General features: G+C 64.5%; 11 protein-coding genes. 4 read left to right on the forward strand and 7 right to left on the reverse strand.

Annotated features, from left to right (window positions below; translation table 11 throughout):
• Nucleotides 1-49: 49 nt before the first annotated feature.
• From JQ616_RS09120 to JQ616_RS09135, 4 genes are all read right to left on the reverse strand, one after another.
• Nucleotides 50-1,663, reverse strand: coding sequence for a DHA2 family efflux MFS transporter permease subunit (locus JQ616_RS09120; RefSeq protein WP_212013800.1), 1,614 nt, complete (start codon nt 1,661-1,663; stop codon nt 50-52).
• Complete coding sequence (locus tag JQ616_RS09125; protein ID WP_212013801.1) at nt 1,660-2,817, reverse strand: HlyD family secretion protein; 1,158 nt, start codon at nt 2,815-2,817, stop codon at nt 1,660-1,662. The genes JQ616_RS09120 and JQ616_RS09125 overlap by 4 nt, the downstream gene beginning before the upstream one ends.
• 70 nt (nt 2,818-2,887) lie before the next feature.
• Nucleotides 2,888-4,381, reverse strand: coding sequence for a sensor histidine kinase (locus tag JQ616_RS09130; protein WP_212014768.1), 1,494 nt, complete (start codon nt 4,379-4,381; stop codon nt 2,888-2,890).
• Nucleotides 4,382-4,397: 16 nt separating this feature from the next.
• Complete coding sequence (locus JQ616_RS09135) at nt 4,398-10,688, reverse strand: HAMP domain-containing protein (protein ID WP_433995960.1); 6,291 nt, start codon at nt 10,686-10,688, stop codon at nt 4,398-4,400.
• Nucleotides 10,689-10,770: 82 nt separating this feature from the next.
• Here JQ616_RS09135 and JQ616_RS09140 point away from each other — a divergent pair, with 82 nt between their 5' ends.
• Nucleotides 10,771-12,936, forward strand: a complete 2,166-nt coding sequence (locus tag JQ616_RS09140; protein WP_349629974.1) for a hybrid sensor histidine kinase/response regulator — start codon at nt 10,771-10,773, stop codon at nt 12,934-12,936.
• A gap of 14 nt (nt 12,937-12,950) precedes the next feature.
• Here JQ616_RS09140 and JQ616_RS09145 read toward each other — a convergent pair whose 3' ends face one another.
• Complete coding sequence (locus tag JQ616_RS09145) at nt 12,951-13,169, reverse strand: hypothetical protein (protein ID WP_212013802.1); 219 nt, start codon at nt 13,167-13,169, stop codon at nt 12,951-12,953.
• Between the two features lie 127 nt (nt 13,170-13,296).
• Entirely contained in the window at nt 13,297-13,563 is a 267-nt protein-coding gene (locus JQ616_RS09150; protein WP_212013803.1) for a hypothetical protein, read from the reverse strand.
• Nucleotides 13,564-13,678: 115 nt separating this feature from the next.
• Between JQ616_RS09150 and JQ616_RS09155 the strand changes: the two genes are divergently transcribed.
• Together JQ616_RS09155 and JQ616_RS09160 are read left to right on the forward strand one after the other, a co-directional pair.
• Entirely contained in the window at nt 13,679-13,879 is a 201-nt protein-coding gene (locus JQ616_RS09155; RefSeq protein ID WP_249136594.1) for a DUF3072 domain-containing protein, read from the forward strand.
• Nucleotides 13,880-13,963: 84 nt separating this feature from the next.
• Nucleotides 13,964-14,218, forward strand: a complete 255-nt coding sequence (locus tag JQ616_RS09160) for a hypothetical protein (protein WP_212013804.1) — start codon at nt 13,964-13,966, stop codon at nt 14,216-14,218.
• Nucleotides 14,219-14,379: 161 nt separating this feature from the next.
• On the opposite strand, the gene JQ616_RS09165 is transcribed toward JQ616_RS09160, so the two are convergent.
• A complete protein-coding gene (locus tag JQ616_RS09165; RefSeq protein ID WP_212013805.1) occupies nt 14,380-14,637 on the reverse strand; it encodes a hypothetical protein in 258 nt (85 codons plus the stop codon).
• A gap of 124 nt (nt 14,638-14,761) precedes the next feature.
• Between JQ616_RS09165 and JQ616_RS09170 the strand changes: the two genes are divergently transcribed.
• A complete protein-coding gene (locus JQ616_RS09170) occupies nt 14,762-16,831 on the forward strand; it encodes an ATP-dependent helicase (protein ID WP_212013807.1) in 2,070 nt (689 codons plus the stop codon).
• The last annotated feature ends 96 nt before the right edge of the window (nt 16,832-16,927 follow it).

A 16,927-nucleotide genomic window follows, 5' to 3' on the forward strand; every position in this document is an offset into this window, starting at 1 on the left:
GCGGTTCGACCGCTGTCCGCATTCACAATGTCGTCTGCTTTCGTGTCCCTCAATGTCCTTTGCGCGATGCCGTGAGATCGACCGGCTTGATGATCAAGGCGAGCGGGATCATCACGAGGCCGATGATCGAAAGCATCCAGAACACGTCGATGTAAGCAAGGAGATCGACCTGCCGCTGCAAGGTCTGGCCCACCCAGGCGATCGCCTGAGCCGCGGCATCCGATGCATTCGACCCCTGCGCCTGGAAATAGCGCGTCATCGTGTCAATGGTCTGCTGGTACGCGAGGTCGGACGGCGCGGCGTGCTCGATCAGCCGGCTCTGGTGGAATTGCTGGCGTTGCGCCAGCGCCGTCTGGGCCAGCGCGACGCCGATCGAACCTCCGATATTGCGGGCGACATTGATCAGAGCCGAGGCCTGGTTGGTCTTGTCCGGCGGAACGCCGTCATAGGACGCGGTCGTGACCGGCAGAAACAGGAACGGAAGCCCCGCGGAGAGGAAGATGCGCGCCAGCGCCGCATAGCCATAGGTGATGTCGCCGTTCAGCCCGGTCAGATGCCACATCGAGAACGCGACAATGCAGCCGCCGAGTGCGATCAGATATTTCGGCTGCACGCGGCTGATGAGGCTGCCAACCACCGGCATCAGGATGAGCGTGACGATGCCGCCGGGCGACAACGCAAGCCCGGCAAGAAGCGCGGTATAATTCAGCTCGGTCTGCAAGAATTGCGGTATCAGCTGCGTCGACGAGATCAGCACCGCACCGGTGCACAGCATCACCAGGAAGCATGATCCGAACTGACGCCGTCCGAGCAGGCGCAGGTCGACGATCGGATCCTTGCGCGTCAGCTCCCAGGGGATCAGCGCGATCAGGCAAACCGCCGACGCCAATGCGAAGCCCGTGATCATGTCGGACCCGAACCAGTCCTTGCGCTGACCTTCGTCCAGCACGAATTCAAGCGAGCCGAGCCCGATCGCGACCAGCACGAAGCCGATATAGTCGACGCGCAGGCCGCCCTTGAGCAATTCCTTGCGCTCCTCCTCGGCGCCGGACGGCTCCTTGACCAAGGTCCCGACCAGGAACAGCGAGATCAGGCCCATCGGCACATTGATCAGGAAGATCCAGTGCCAGGTATAGGTGTCGGTGATCCAGCCGCCGAGCGTCGGTCCGATCACGGGAGCCACCACCACCGCGACGCCGTAAATCGCAAAGGCCTGGCCGCGCTTGGCCGGCGGAAACGAGTCGGCGAGGATCGCCTGCTCGCTGGTCGCCATCCCGCCCCCGCCGAGGCCCTGGATGATCCGGAACAGAACCAGCGCCTCCAGGCTCCAGGCCAAACCGCACAGCAGCGAGGCGAAGGCAAACGTGGCAACGCAGATCATGTAGAACCGCTTGCGGCCGATCACGGTCGACAGCCAGCCGGAGATCGACAGCACGATGGCGTTGGCGACGAGATAGCTGGTGATGACATAGGTGCTCTCGTCGATGCCGACGGCGAGCCCGCCTGCAATGTGGCGCAAGGCGACGTTGGCGATCGTGGTGTCCAGCACCTCCATGAACGTCGCGATCGAGACGACGAAGGCAATCAGATAGGGATTGTGTCCGCCGGCAGCCGAGCGCTCCGGCGACCAGGCCGCGCCGCCGCCTGCGGCGACATCGCTCATCGCACCCTGGTCCAGGGCACGACCGACATGCCCGGCCCGACCGGCACATCGTCAGGCCAGTTGTCGACCACGATCTTCACGGGAACGCGCTGCACCACCTTGACGAAATTCCCGGTCGCGTTCTCGGCCGGCAGCAGGCTGAACGCGGTGCCCGAGCCCGGCTGAACCGAAGCCACGTGACCGGTGAGCTTGCGTCCCGGATAAGCATCGATCCTGATCTCGACCGGCTGGCCCGGGCGCATGTCGGTGAGTTGCGTTTCCTTGTAGTTGGCGGTGATCCAGACCTCATCAGGCACGAGCATCATGACGCTCTGTGCCGGCGCGACAAAAGTGCCGACCGCGCCGCTCAGCTTGACGATGCGCCCGGACTGCGCCGCAGTGATGCGGGTGTATTGCAGGTTCAGCTTGGCTTGATCGAGCTGCGTCTGCGCTTGCTCCAGCGATGCCTTGCTGCTCTTGAGTTGCGCGTCGAGCGTCTTGACGCCGAGCTCGGCCGCGGTCACTGCCGTCCTCGCACGGCTCGCATTGGCCTGTTGAGCGTCGAGGTCGGAGCGTGTCTGCTGCTGGCGCTGCACCGTGCCTGCCCCCTTCTCGACGAGATCTTGGGCGCGGGCGGCCTCTTGCTCGGCAAACTTCAGTTGCGCGTCGGCCTGTTGCGCCTGCGCTTTGGCTTCCTTGATCTGCTCCTGCTGGCTGTCGATCTGCGCCTGGACGTTGGCGATGTTGGCCTCGGCGACCGCGACCTGCGCGCTGGCCTGATCGACTGATATCTTGTAGTCGCGCTCATCGATCCGCGCGAGGAGATCGCCGGCATTGACGTGCTGGTTGTCGGTAACGGGGACCTCGACGACATAGCCGCCGACTTTTGCCGCGACGGCAAAGCTGCGCGCAGCGACGAACGCGTCATCGGTCGATTCATAGTGCCGGATGTTGAGCCAGTAGGCGCCGCCACCAACGAGCGCGAGCAGGAGCAGACAGGCGCCGGCTGTGGCAAGAATCCAGTGTTCGCGCAGCCGGTCGCGCATCGACGGCTTGCGGTCGGTGTCCGGCTGCGCGGACGATACGCGGTCCGGCCGCGCCTTTTGCTCTGGAGCGTGTTCAGGCTGCCGCGGTTCCTCAACGGACGGCCCGCGCTCTCGGGTTTGGGCATCCACGGCAGCACCTCAGGCTACGAACGGGAGCGATCAGCCCTCGTTAACCGCAGCGCCGGACGCTCGGTTCCTGCTAAACGGCCCTGGAACTGACCATGGGCTTGCGTCCGGCGGTCGAGGGGTCGCGGAAAGCCGGAGTATCTCCAACAAGCACCTTGAGGGGAACTGTCAGCCGGCACACCAGGCCCTCGACGTGCCAATCGAAATCGGCCCGTCCGCCGAGCTGGGTCTCGATGCTGGCGATCACGCTCCGTGTGCCAAAGCCCTTCTGTTTCGGCTTGGTCACCGGCGGCCCGCCGGACTCCACCCAGGCCAGGATCAGCGTGTCGTCCTGCACTTCCCAGGTGATCGCGAGCCGGCCTGGCAGCACCGACAGGCTGCCGTATTTGGCGGAGTTGGTGACGAGCTCGTGCAGCGCCAGCGCCAATGTCTGCGCGGTCGCGGGCTGCAACTGTACCTCGGCGCCCGCGATCTGGATCTGCCCGGCCTCGGAATAAGGCGCGATCTCCTCGGTCACCAGCCGTCGGATCTCAGCCCCCTGCCAGCTCGAGAGCGACAGCACGGTGTGAACCCGCGCCAGCGCCGTGATGCGGCCCTCGACCGCCCGCACATAGGCGGTGACGTTCTGCGCGCGCGTCAGCCGCACGATCGATTGCGCCAGCGCGAGCGCGTTCTTGGCACGATGGTCGACCTCGCGGGTCAACAGGCTCTGCCGTTCCTCGGCCTTCTTGCGATCGGTGATGTCGACGGTCACGCCGCTTACCCGCACCACCCTGCCGTTCCGGTCGCTGGTCGCCGCCGCCGTGCCGACGCACCAGCGCACCTCGCCATCCGGTCGCATGACGCGGAATTCCGCTTCATAGGAGGTCTGCCCGTTGCCGAACCCGGCCCAGGCTTGCCGCAGCTCTTCGACATCCTCGGGATGAAACAGCCCCTGGATGTTGTCCGATGTCAGCGCGAAGGTCTTGGGATCGACGCCGAAGATCTTGTATTGGCCCTCGTCCCACATCCAGTCGCCGTTGACCCAGTCCCAGTCCCACGAACCCATTTTACCCGCGGCAATCGCCATGCTGCGACGCGCCTCGCTTTCGACCAACCGGGTGGTCGACTGTTCGAGCTCGGCGGTGCGCGCACGGACGCGGTCCTCGAGCTCGGCGTTGAGGCGTTCGAGCTGCCGTGTCTTCCGGTAGAGCTCGGCGAACACGCGGATCTTGGCCCGCAGCACCTCGGGCACAACAGGCACCGGGACGTAATCGACCGCGCCCATCTCGTAACCGCGCAGCCGGTCGATATCGCTGACCTGAATTGCCGAGATGAAGATCATCGCGGTCTTCTGGAAGCGCGGATGCTCGCGGATCATCGCCGCGAGCTCGAAGCCGTCGAGCTCAGGCATGCAGACGTCGACCAGGATCACCGCGACTTCGTTCTTGAGCAGGAACTCGAGCGCATCGCGGCCCGACGACGCCGCGACGAGCGTCTCGCCGAGCTCCTTCAGGATGACCTCATAGGCCAGCAGCTTGGCCGGCTGGTCATCGACCAGAAGGATGTTTACCTTTTCATGGTCCATCATGTTCGATCGCCGATCAGCGGTGCAGCCACATGCGGATCGCCAGCAGCAGTTGCTCGGTGTTCACGGGTTTCGCCAGATAGTCGGATGCGCCTGCCTCCAGGCATTTCTCGCGGTCGCCTTTCATCGCCTTCGCGGTCAGCGCGATAATCGGCAGCCGCGCAAAGGCGGGATCTTGCCGGATCGCGCCGATGGTCTGGTAACCGTCCATCTGCGGCATCATGATGTCCATCAGCACGATCGCGATCTTCGGATTGGACGCGACCAACGAGATCGCCTCGTGACCTGTTGTCGCAGTCAACACCTTCATACCTCGCCGCTCCAGCACGCTCGACAGCGCGAAGATGTTGCGGGCGTCGTCGTCGACCAGGAGCGCGGTCTTGCCAATCAGATCCTCGTCGGAACTGTTGAGCTTCTCCAGCATCCTCTGTTTTTCGACGGGCAATTCCGTGATCACACGGTGCAGGAACAGTGACGTTTCGTCGAGCAGACGCTCCGGCGACTCCACGCCCTTGACGACAATGCTGCGCGCCATGGTGTGCAGTTCCGCGTCCTCCTCTGCCGAAAGTTCCCGGCCCGTAAACACGACAACGGGAATATTGGACAGCGTCTCGTCCTTGCGGATCTGATCCAGCACGTCGAAGCCGCTCATGTCGGGCAGCCGCAGATCGAGCACGACGCAGTCGCAGGGATGTTCGCGCAAGGTCGACAGCGCCCCCGCTCCGGTGGCGCTGGTCACGATCTCGATGTCCTCGTGCCCGAGCAACTCGGTGATGCTGAGCTGCTCCGCCGCATTGTCTTCCACGATCAACAGCCGCTTGCGGCGCGGTCTCGCGTATTCCTTGATCTGCGACAGCGCCGCGCTGACGCCTTCCGTCGTGGTAGGCTTGTTGACGAAGGAGAATGCGCCGCGCGCCAATGCGTGTTGGCGATCCTCGTCGAGGGTAATGATCTGGACCGGGATGTGCCGGGTCAGCGGATTGTGCTTGAGCTGGCTCAGCACGGTCCAGCCCAGCATGTCGGGCAGGAAGACGTCGAGCGACACCGCGCTCGGCTGGAATTGCTTGGCGAGGTCAAGCGCCTCGGCGCCTCGGCTTGCGACCAGCACCTTGAAGCCCTTGTCGCGCGCCAGATCGATCAGCACCCGCGCATAATGCGGGTCGTCCTCGACGATCAGCAGGATGGTGTCGCCGGGCTCGAGATCGAGCCGGTCGTCCGGAAGCTGCTCGATCACACGTTCCTGCACGCCTGCCGCCTGCAGCGACGGCGCCGAGGTGTGCGGCATTTGTATCGGCTGAGCCTGCGGCCGCAACGCGGCCGATGGTCCGGCATATTTCAGCGGCAGATAAAGCGTGAAAGTTGAGCCCTTGCCGGTTGCACTGCGCAGATGGATCTCGCCGCCGAGCAGGCCCGCCAACTCGCGGCTGATGGCCAATCCAAGACCAGTGCCGCCGTATTTGCGGCTGGTGCCGGCGTCGGCCTGCTGGAACGCCTCGAAGATCAGCTTCTGCTTGTCCTGGGGAATGCCGATGCCGGTATCCGACACTTCGAACGCCACGACGGCGGGCGCGGCGTTGAGGATTGGATGCTCGGCGCTCCAGCCACCGAGCGCGGCCGACACGGTGAGGCTGACGCCGCCATCTGCGGTGAACTTGAACGCGTTCGACAGCAGGTTCTTCAGCACCTGCTGCAGCCGCTTGGAGTCGGTCACCATGCTGCGCGCGAGATTGCCGTCGACATCGATGCTGAAGGAGAGATGCCGGTTCTCGGCCTCATGCCGGAACGGTCGCCCGACGGTCTCGAGCAGGCTCGAGGTCAGGATCTCCTCGGCGTCGACCGTCACCGTGCCGGACTCGATCTTGGACAGATCGAGAATGTCGCTGATCAGGTTCAAGAGGTCGGTGCCGGCGCCGTGGATGGTGCGGGCGAATTCGACCTGCTTGCCGGTCAGGTTGCCGTCGGGGTTCTCGGTGAGCTGCTGGCCCAGGATCAGGATCGAGTTCAGCGGCGTGCGCAACTCGTGCGACATGTTGGCGAGGAACTCGGATTTGTACTTCGAGGTCAGCGACAGCTCGGTCGCCTTTTCTTCCAGCGCGCGGCGGGCCTGCTCGATTTCCTGGTTCTTGCGCTCGACGTCGACGTTGCGTTCGGCGAGCTGCTGCGCCTTCTGCTCGAGCTGGTCGTTGGTCTGCTGCAATTCCTTCTGCTGGGTCTGCAATTCGCCGGCGAGTGTCTGCGACTGCTTGAGGAAGGCTTCGGTCTGCATCGTGGCCTCGATGCTGTTGAGCACGATGCCGATGCTGTCGGTGAGCTGTTCGAGGAAGGTGATCTGCGAGGTCGTGAACGACGAGATCGAGGACAGCTCGATCACCGCCTTGACCTGGTTCTCGAACAGCACCGGGAACACGACGAGGTTCTTCGGCATGATCCGCATCAGCGCCGAATTGATCGGTACCGCGTCGCCGGGAATGTCGGAGACGAGGCGCTGGCGCTTGTCGAGCGCACACTGACCGATCAGTCCCTCGCCGAACTGGACGATCTGGGGATGCGGATTGCTGCTGTCGCCGGCGTAGGCCGACAGCAGGCGCAGCTGGGCATTCTCGGGATTGTCGACCTGGTAGATCACGCCCATATGCGCGTTGATCAGCGGCGCCAGCTCGGTCAGCAGCAGGCGGCCGACGGTCGCGAGATCGCGCTGACCCTGCAGCATGTTGGTGAAACGCGCCAGGTTGGTCTTCAGCCAGTCCTGCTCGGTGTTGCGCTCCGTGGTGAGACGGAGGTTGCCGATCATGGTGTTGATGTTGTCCTTGAGCTCGGCGACTTCGCCGCGCACGTCGACCTGGATCGAGCGCGTCAGGTCGCCCTTGGTCACCGCGGTCGCGACTTCCGCGATCGCGCGCACCTGCGAGGTCAGGTTGGCCGCCAGCAAATTGACGTTGCCGGTGAGGTCCTTCCAGGTGCCAGCGGTACCGGGCACGTTAGCCTGACCGCCCAGCCGTCCTTCGACGCCGACTTCGCGCGCCACGCTGGTGACCTGTTCGGCGAAGGTCGCAAGCGTTTCGGTCATGTTGTTGATGGTGTCGGCGAGCGCGGCCACCTCGCCCTTCGACTTCACCGTCAGGTTCTGCTTCAGGTCGCCATTGGCGACCGCGGTCACCACCTTGACGATGCCGCGCACCTGCTCGGTCAGGTTGGCCGCCATGACGTTGACGGTGTCGGTGAGGTCCTTCCAGGTACCGGCGACGCCGCGCACCTCGGCCTGGCCGCCGAGCTTGCCTTCGGTACCGACCTCGCGCGCCACGCGCGTCACCTCGCCCGCGAATGCGTTGAGCTGGTCGACCATCGTGTTGATGGTGTTTTTCAGCTCGAGGATTTCGCCCTTCACGTCGACCGTGATCTTGCGCGACAGGTCGCCGCGCGCCACGGCCGTGGTGACTTCAGCGATGTTGCGGACCTGGGTGGTCAGGTTCGCAGCCAACAGGTTGACGTTGTCGGTCAGATCCTTCCAGGTGCCGCCGACCCCGGGCACCACGGCCTGACCGCCGAGCCGCCCTTCGGTGCCGACCTCGCGCGCCACGCGGGTCACTTCGGCGGCGAACGAGCGCAGCTGCTCGACCATCGTGTTCAGGGTGTCCTTGAGCAGCAGGATCTCGCCGCGGACGTCCACCGTGATCTTCTTGGACAGATCGCCGCCGGCGATCGCGCTCGCGACTTCGGCGATGTTGCGGACCTGGGCGGTCAGGTTCGACGCCATGAAGTTGACGTTGTCGGTCAGGTCCTTCCAGGTGCCGGCGACGCCGGGCACCTCGGCCTGGCCGCCGAGCTTACCTTCGGTGCCGACCTCGCGCGCCACGCGCGTCACCTCGCCGGCGAAGGCGTTGAGCTGGTCGACCATCGTGTTGATGGTGTTTTTCAGCTCGAGGATTTCGCCCTTCACGTCCACCGTAATCTTGCGCGACAGGTCGCCGCGCGCCACGGCGGTGGTCACCTCGGCGATGTTGCGGACCTGGGCAGTCAGATTGCCGGCCATCGAGTTGACGTTGTCGGTGAGATCCTTCCAGGTGCCGGCGACGCCGGGCACGTTGGCCTGGCCGCCGAGGCTGCCGTCGGTGCCGACCTCGCGCGCCACGCGCGTCACCTCGCCGGCGAAGCGATTGAGCTGGTCGACCATCGTGTTCAGCGTCTCCTTCAGCTGAAGGATCTCACCGCGCACGTCGACCGTGATCTTGCGCGACAGGTCGCCGCCGGCGATCGCGGTCGCGACTTCGGCGATGTTGCGGACCTGAGCCGTCAGATTGCCGGCCATCGAGTTGACGCTGTCGGTCAAATCCTTCCAGGTGCCGGCGACGCCGGGCACCTCGGCCTGGCCGCCCAGCTTGCCGTCGGTGCCGACCTCGCGCGCCACGCGCGTCACTTCGCCCGCGAAGGCGTTGAGCTGGTCCACCATCGTGTTGAGCGTTTCCTTCAGCTGAAGGATTTCGCCCGACACGTTCACTGTGATCTTCTTCGACAGGTCACCCTTCGCCACCGCGGTCGCGACCTCGGCGATGTTGCGGACCTGCGCGGTCAGGTTCGAGGCCATCGAGTTGACGCTGTCGGTGAGATCCTTCCAGGTGCCGGCGACGCCGCGCACCTCGGCCTGGCCGCCGAGCTTGCCTTCGGTGCCGACTTCGCGCGCCACGCGCGTCACTTCGCCCGCGAAGGCGTTGAGCTGGTCCACCATCGTGTTGATGGTGTCCTTCAGCTCGAGGATCTCGCCGCGCACGTCGACCGTGATCTTCTTCGACAAGTCGCCATTGGCGACCGCGGTGGTCACACCCGCGATATTACGAACCTGCGCGGTCAGGTTCGAGGCCATGAAGTTGACGTTGTCGGTGAGATCTTTCCAGGTGCCGGCGACGCCGAGCACGTTGGCCTGGCCGCCGAGCTTGCCTTCGGTGCCGACCTCGCGCGCCACGCGCGTCACTTCCGAGGCGAACGCGTTGAGCTGGTCGACCATGGTGTTGAGCGTTTCCTTCAGCTGAAGGATCTCGCCCGACACGTTCACCGTGATCTTCTTGGACAGGTCGCCGCCGGCGATCGCGGTCGCGACGTCGGCGATGTTGCGGACCTGGGCGGTCAGGTTCGACGCCATGAAGTTGACGTTGTCGGTCAGATCCTTCCAGGTGCCGGCGACGCCGGGCACCTGGGCCTGGCCGCCGAGCTTGCCTTCAGTACCGACCTCGCGCGCCACGCGCGTCACTTCCGAGGCGAACGAGTTGAGCTGGTCCACCATCGTGTTGATGGTGTCCTTCAGCTCGAGGATCTCGCCGCTGACATCGACCGTGATCTTGCGCGACAGGTCGCCGCGCGCCACCGCCGTGGTCACGTTGGCGATGTTGCGGACCTGGGCGGTCAGGTTGCCGCACATCGCGTTCACCGAGTCGGTGAGGTCCTTCCAGGTGCCGGCGACGCCGGGCACGATCGCCTGGCCGCCGAGCTTGCCGTCGGTGCCGACCTCGCGCGCCACGCGCGTCACTTCCGATGCAAACGAACGCAGCTGATCGACCATCGTGTTGATGGCTTCCTTCAGCTGCAGGATCTCGCCGCGGACGTCGACCGTGATCTTCTTCGACAAGTCGCCGTTGGCGACGGCGATCGTGACCTCGGCGATGTTGCGGACCTGGCCGGTCAGATTGTTGGCCATCGAGTTGACGCTCTCGGTCAGGTCCTTCCAGACGCCGGTCACCTCCGGCACCTGGGCCTGGCCGCCGAGCTTGCCCTCGGTGCCGACTTCGCGGGCGACGCGCGTCACTTCCGAGGTGAACACCGAGAGCTGCTTGATCATCGTGTTGACGATGTTCGCCGACTGCAGGAATTCACCGCGCAGCGGCCTGCCCTCGACGTCGAGCTGCACGGTTTGCAGCAGGTCGCCCTGCGCCACCGCGGCGACCGCGCGGGTGACTTCGCGGGTCGGCCACAGCAGGTCGTCGATCAGCGTGTTGACCGAACTCTCCATGTCGGCCCAGGCGCCGCTGGCGAGGCCGAAATTGACGCGTTGGCGGGTCTGTCCCTCGCGGCCGACCACTTGTCCGACGCGCGCCAGTTGCTGTGCCATGCGCTCATTGGCAGCCGCGATTTCGTTGAAGGCGTCCGCGATCTTGCCGTCGATCCCGAGATAGTCGCCGCGCATCCGGACCGAGAAGTCGCCGCCGCGCATCGCTTGCAGGGACTGCAGCAGATCGTGCGAGGAATCGAGGCTTCCGTTGGATGATTGGGCGCGGCGGGTATCAGCACGGGGACGAGGCGGCGAACCGAGATCGGTCATGGAATTTCCCCTACGCGCTGGCCAAGATTCCCAAGGATCCAAGGACTCGGAAAAGCCAGTGTGACCATAAGAATGACTGCCCTTGATTGATTCAAGCGGGAAAACGCCAAACCCGGGATTTGTGACGCAAACCGAGTACTTTAATGGTGAATGGAACCAAAAGTTCCGATCCGGGTTGGAACTTTTTGCGCGGTTGCGTAAGCCGATCGTATTGCTTGGCCGTCATCGGCAGATCTGGTCGCATTGGAACATTGGCCTCGCCGGAACGTTCCGGGCGTTGGCAGGATTGGTGATGATTAAGAAATCAGACCAGCTCAAGCGGGGCATTTTCGAGAGCGAGCGCAGATTCCGGCTGTTGGCCGGAGGGGCGATTGATTATGCGATCTGCACCCTCGGCCCCGATGGGCGGGTGATCCACTGGAACAAGGGCGCCGAGCGCATCACCGGCTATCCGGCCAAGGCAATCCTCGGCCAGCACTTCTCGGTCTTCTATCCTGAAGAGGATCGCGCATCGGGTCTTCCCGCGGAGGCCCTGCAGATGGCGCGAAAGGAAAAGCATGCCGTGGCCGAGGGCTGGTGCGTCCGCCAGGACGGATCGCTCTTCTACGCTTCGGTGGTGATCGATCCGATCTACGAGAAGCGCAAGCTGGTCGGCTACGCCATGGTCACCCGCGACATCACCGAGCGCCTGCAGGCTCGCGCGGATCTCGAGGCCAGCGAAAGCCAGTTCCGCCTGCTGGTGAGCAACGTCACCGATTACGCGCTGTACATGCTGACACCGGCCGGCATCGTCGCCAACTGGAACGCCGGCGGCCAACGCATCAAGGGCTATTCGCCCGGCGAGATCATCGGCCAGAGCTTCGCGCGGTTCTACACGCCGGCTGATCAGGCCGCGGGCAAGCCGGCCCGCGCACTCAAGATTGCGGAAGAGACCGGGCATTACGAAGAGGATGGCTGGCGGGTCCGCAAGGACGGTTCGTTCTTCTGGGCAAGCGTCGTGATCGATCCGATCCGCGACAGCGACGGCAATCTGGTCGGCTTTGCCAAGATTACGCGCGACATTTCCGAACGGCGCGAGGCGCAACAGAAGCTCGATCAGGTACAGCGTCAGCTTGCGGAAGCGCAGAAGATGGATGCGCTCGGCCAATTGACCGGCGGCGTGGCGCACGACTTCAACAACCTTCTGATGATCATTTCGGGCAATCTACACCGGATCAGGCGCGAGGTGACGAGCGAGCGCGGCCGGCTTGCACTGAGCGCGATCGAAACCGCATCCGAGCGCGCTGCATCCCTGACCAGCCAGCTGCTCACCTTTGCGCGCCGCCAGAGCGTCAACCCGCAGACCATCGATGTCGCCGACAGGATCAGCGCGGTGCGTGAAGTGCTGAGCAGCGCGCTCGGCGGCGCGATCGAGTTTAACATGGAGCTTGATCCGGATCTCTGGCCGGTTTTCGTCGACCCGACCGAATTTGAGACCGCGCTGATCAACCTTGTCGTTAACGCACGGGACGCGATGGCTAGCGGCGGTACGCTGACCGTCACGGCCCGCAACGTACCCGAAACCACAGAGGTGGCTGTCAGCGTCGCCGATACCGGAGAAGGCATTCCCCAGGATGTGCTGAGCAAGGTGTTCGATCCGTTCTTCACCACCAAGCCGGTCGGCAAAGGGACCGGACTTGGGCTGTCCCAAGTCCACGGTTTCGCGCACCAGGCCGACGGCCGGGTCGAGATCACAAGCACGCTCAGCAAGGGCACGCAGGTCAGCATCTACCTCCCGCGCGGGACCGCGGCTGCGACGGGTACGACCGCGGGCAACAGCGTGCACGGCTCCGCCACGGTCCTGCTGATCGAGGACAATCCAGCCGTCGCCGATGCGAGCACCGGCCTGCTTGAGCAGCTCGGCTACACCGTGCGCTGGGCGTCGAACGCAGAGGCGGCCTTGTCGGAAATCGACGCGAACGGGATCGATGTGGTGTTCAGCGACATTGTGATGCCCGGCCGGATGGATGGGTTGAAGCTGGCGCGCGCGATCCGGGACAGGAAGCCCGATCTGCCGATCCTGCTGACGACAGGCTACAGCGAGAGTGCGCGTGACGTGCGGTCCGACTTTCCAGTGCTGCGCAAGCCGTACCACATTCACGATCTTAGCCGCGAACTCTCGAAGCTGACGGGGCAACGATCCGGGAACGCGTCGGGCGCGATCGATCCACCTGCAGATGCGCCGAGAAAGGCGAGAGCGCGCTCGTAAGTCCAAATTGAGGGCTAGCGGTCCGCCGGCCAGGTTCGCCGCACCAACAGCACCCGTTCAATGCGGCTGCACTGCTCGCAGCGGTATTGGAGAATATCCCTGCCCTCGTTCCCCGGAGAGCTGCTCTCAAGCCGCATCGTCCTGACGCAGCTGATGCAGGCGATCAGCGTCAGCAGCGGACTGCGATCGTCATTCATCGATGCCCGCGGTGGCGCGGTCGGATCGGCGATCATGGCGCTGGGCGATGCTATGGTGTTGGCTCTCACCACAAGAAAATGCAGATCCCGCGGTTCGGGTTCCAGCCCGGAAACCTATTCAGATGCGCGACCGTGCCAGATGCCTGGCTGCACCCGGTCCGGATCAGGTTCGCGCATGGCTCTGGCCTGCTGCGGGCCTCCCCTTGCCGGGCTTGCTCCCGTCCGACTTGAGCGTCGCAGCGGGACGATCGGCGTAGCTTCGGCTCAGCCGCTCCCTGACCGTCGGGAGCTGGTCACCGCCGCCGGCAGCCTTCCACCGGCCAATCAGCTCGGTCACTTCGGCGCGCATCGCCATCAGCCGGTATGACGCTTCGCTGCAATCGAGGTCGTGATTGACCTGATCCCGGATCGACGCTTCGACCAGGGTCATCTCAGCCCGCAACGTGCTGATCTTCCGGCGAATTTCATTGATTTTGTTGTCCATGGCTTGTTAGAACAAAAATAGAACATATTGTCAAGTCACGATCCAGCAAGCGAGGTGAGCGATGAGCATGGCAGCGGTGAGATATGGCGGGGTTGCGGAGCGCCTTGGCGGGCTGATGACCCGTGCCCAGGGGCTCCGGTTGAGGAGCCTCGCCGAGGAGGCCTATCAGCCCAACCAGTACGCACGTGACCTGACGTCCGAGGAAGCCGACCGGCGCATCGACGCCTTGAAGGCCGAGATCGCGCTGGCGGATTCTTTCTGAGCCGCCGCCCCACCTCCCTCAAGGCTTCGATATGGCGGCGCAGCCAGTTCTGCTATTGCTGCTTCGCCTTGGGGGGAACGTCACGTGCTGGAGTTGGAGAAGCGGTCGCCGCTGGCGTTCCCGATCGTGCTGAAGGACGGTCGTACGCTCGCAACCGTCGGCGATGCCGCGGACTATCTATCTGCGCTGAGCCTCGATCAGCGCGAGCGCGGCTACTGGAAGACCGCGATCATGATGTTCAACAACGCCATGCGCGAACCGAGCTATCTGAGGATCGCAACGATGAACATGCGCTCCGCCCTTGTGTATGACCGGCTCGCCGACGACGTTGGCCCCTGATTGTGCTGTTGCAGCTACAGCCGAATCGGCGGTCGCTGCGTAAGGCCCTCTCCGTTATGGCCGCAAACAAGGTAACGGCGGTACACGCGACGGCTGGGTGCGCAATGCGCATCGGCCGCACTTTCGGGCCGCCTCGGAGGGCCAAGGCGGCCCATTTCTTTTCAGAGTAGCTTTGCGCGGACGAACAGCGTCCGCAGCGCGTTGGTGGCTTGCACCGTCAGCATCGCGTTCCCGGCCGCGCGCTCCAGCGCAACCAACGCGTCGTCATGCAGTGAGCGGAACTCCATCCATTCGACGGCGCTGAGATTGCTGATGAAACGGTGAGCCTGGCCGACGGTCGCGAGCGTCACCGTCTCGCCGTTGAGCCGCACCTTGAATGTCGCCTTCAGCGGCGTGTCGGATTTGGAAACGTCACCCATGGCGCGGTTGTGCGCCGCGCGGCGTTAATGTCAATCTAATTTCTCCGCTCCCGCGCCGCTGCACCGGCCCCACGGAATCGCAATGTCTGTTAGCGTTTCATCTAGCGTTTCATGGGGGTGATTCGTGCCTGACCTTGCCAACACAGCTTATCTCGATGCGCTCAATTCCGAGCAGCGCCGCGCCGTCGAGCATGGCGTCGGCAAGGATTGCATCGTGGGCGCGCCGCTGCTGGTGATCGCGGGCGCCGGCTCCGGCAAGACCAACACCCTCGCCCATCGCGTCGCGCATCTGATCTTAGCCGGCGCCGATCCGCGCCGTATCCTGCTGATGACCTTTTCGCGTCGGGCAGCCGCCGAGATGGCCGGCCGCGTCGAGCGGATCGCGCGACGCGTGCTCGGCGATCGCGCCTCGGTCATGACCGATGCGCTGAACTGGGCCGGCACGTTTCACGGCATCGGCGCGCGGCTGTTGCGCGAATTCGCCGAGCGGATCGCGCTCGACCCGGCCTTCACGATCCATGACCGCGAGGACTCCGCCGACCTGATCAACCTGGTTCGTCACGATCTCGGCTTCTCCCGCACCGAAAGCCGGTTCCCGACCAAAGGCACTTGCCTTGCGATCTATTCGCGCTGCGTGAACGCGGAGATGCCGATCGAGGCCGTGCTCGGGCAGTTCTTCCCGTGGTGCTCCGGCTGGGCCGGCGAGTTGAAGCAATTGTTCGCGGCCTATGTCGAAGCCAAGCAGCGCCAGAACGTGCTCGATTACGACGACCTGCTGCTCTACTGGGCCCAGATGGTGACGGACACCACGCTTGCCGAGGAGATCGGCGGCCGCTTCGATCACGTGATGGTCGACGAATATCAGGACACCAACCGCCTGCAATCCTCGATCCTGCTCGCGCTCAAGCCTGCGGGACGCGGGCTCACCGTGGTCGGCGACGACGCCCAGTCGATCTATTCGTTCCGTGCCGCCACCGTGCGCAACATCCTCGACTTTCCTACCCAGTTCAGCCCGGCGGCCGAAATCGTCACGCTCGATCGCAACTATCGCTCGAGCCAGCCGATCCTGTCGGCCGCCAATGGCGTGATCTCGCTCGCCAAGGAGCGCTTCACCAAAAATCTTTGGACCGACCGGACCTCGACCCGCAAGCCGCTGCTGGTCACCATCCGCGACGAGGCCGATCAGGCGCGCTACATCGTCGAGCAGGTGCTGGCCAACCGTGAGGAAGGCGCGCTGCTGAAGCACCAGGCGGTGCTGTTCCGCACCTCGTCGCACAGCGGACCGCTGGAGGTCGAACTGACCCGCCGCAACATCCCGTTCGTGAAATTCGGCGGCCTCAAATTCCTCGATGCTGCGCACGTCAAGGACATGTTGGCGTTGCTGCGCTTCACCGCCAATCCGCGCGACCGGGTCGCCGGCTTTCGCATCCTGCATCTGTTGCCCGGCGTCGGGCCGGCCTCGGCGCAGCGCGTGCTCGACCACATGGCTGAAGCCGCCGATCCGATTGCCGCACTTGCGGCGCTGCCCGCCCCGCCGCGCGCCGGCGCCGACTGGCGGCTGTTCGTCGAGGCGATCGAGAACCTCCGCTACTCGGAATGGCCTGTCGACATCGAGCGCGCGCGGCTCTGGTACGAGCCGCATCTCGATCGCATCCACGAGGACAGCGAGGTACGCCGCGCCGACCTCATCCAGCTCGAGCAGATCGCCAGTGGCTATCCGTCACGCGAACGCTTCCTCACCGAGCTGACGCTCGATCCGCCCGACGCCACCAGCGATCAGGCCGGCGTGCCGCTGCTCGACGAGGACTACCTGATCCTGTCGACCATCCACTCCGCCAAGGGGCAGGAATGGAAATCGGTCTACGTGCTCAATGTGGTCGACGGCTGCATGCCCTCCGATCTCGGTGCCGGCACATCGGCGGAGCTCGAGGAGGAGCGCCGCCTGCTCTATGTCGCGATGACCCGCGCCAAGGACGACCTGCATCTGATGGTGCCGCAGCGCTTCTTCGTCCACGGCCAGACAGCCAAGGGCGACCGCCACATGTACGCCTCACGCACCCGCTTCATCCCGGAACGGCTGCTGCCGATGTTTGAGCGGACCAGCTGGCCGCGGGCCGCCGCCGCGCAAGCCGCTTCCGCCAACCGAGCGCCGCCGATCGACATCGGCGCCCGGATGCGCGGGATGTGGCGCTGACGCCGGCCCGAAAGATTCTTCAAGTAACCCGGAACGAAGCCGCCGGCCTCGCGTTGAGGAGCTGTTCGTAATCGGCAAACGACCATCCCAGACGGC

The organism is Bradyrhizobium tropiciagri (assembly GCF_018130545.1).
GTDB classification, from domain to species: Bacteria; Pseudomonadota; Alphaproteobacteria; order Rhizobiales; family Xanthobacteraceae; genus Bradyrhizobium; species Bradyrhizobium tropiciagri_A.

Bases quoted from the DNA above. Each gene is read 5' to 3' on its own strand.
- JQ616_RS09135 (WP_433995960.1), bottom strand. From the start codon at position 10,688: ATGACCGATCTCGGTTCGCCGCCTCGTCCCCGTGCTGATACCCGCCGC.
- JQ616_RS09155 (WP_249136594.1), top strand. From the start codon at position 13,679: ATGAGCATGGCAGCGGTGAGATATGGCGGGGTTGCGGAGCGCCTTGGC.
- JQ616_RS09120 (WP_212013800.1), bottom strand. From the start codon at position 1,663: ATGAGCGATGTCGCCGCAGGCGGCGGCGCGGCCTGGTCGCCGGAGCGC.
- JQ616_RS09150 (WP_212013803.1), bottom strand. From the start codon at position 13,563: ATGACCCTGGTCGAAGCGTCGATCCGGGATCAGGTCAATCACGACCTC.
- JQ616_RS09130 (WP_212014768.1), bottom strand. From the start codon at position 4,381: ATGGACCATGAAAAGGTAAACATCCTTCTGGTCGATGACCAGCCGGCC.
- JQ616_RS09165 (WP_212013805.1), bottom strand. From the start codon at position 14,637: ATGGGTGACGTTTCCAAATCCGACACGCCGCTGAAGGCGACATTCAAG.
- JQ616_RS09145 (WP_212013802.1), bottom strand. From the start codon at position 13,169: ATGATCGCCGATCCGACCGCGCCACCGCGGGCATCGATGAATGACGAT.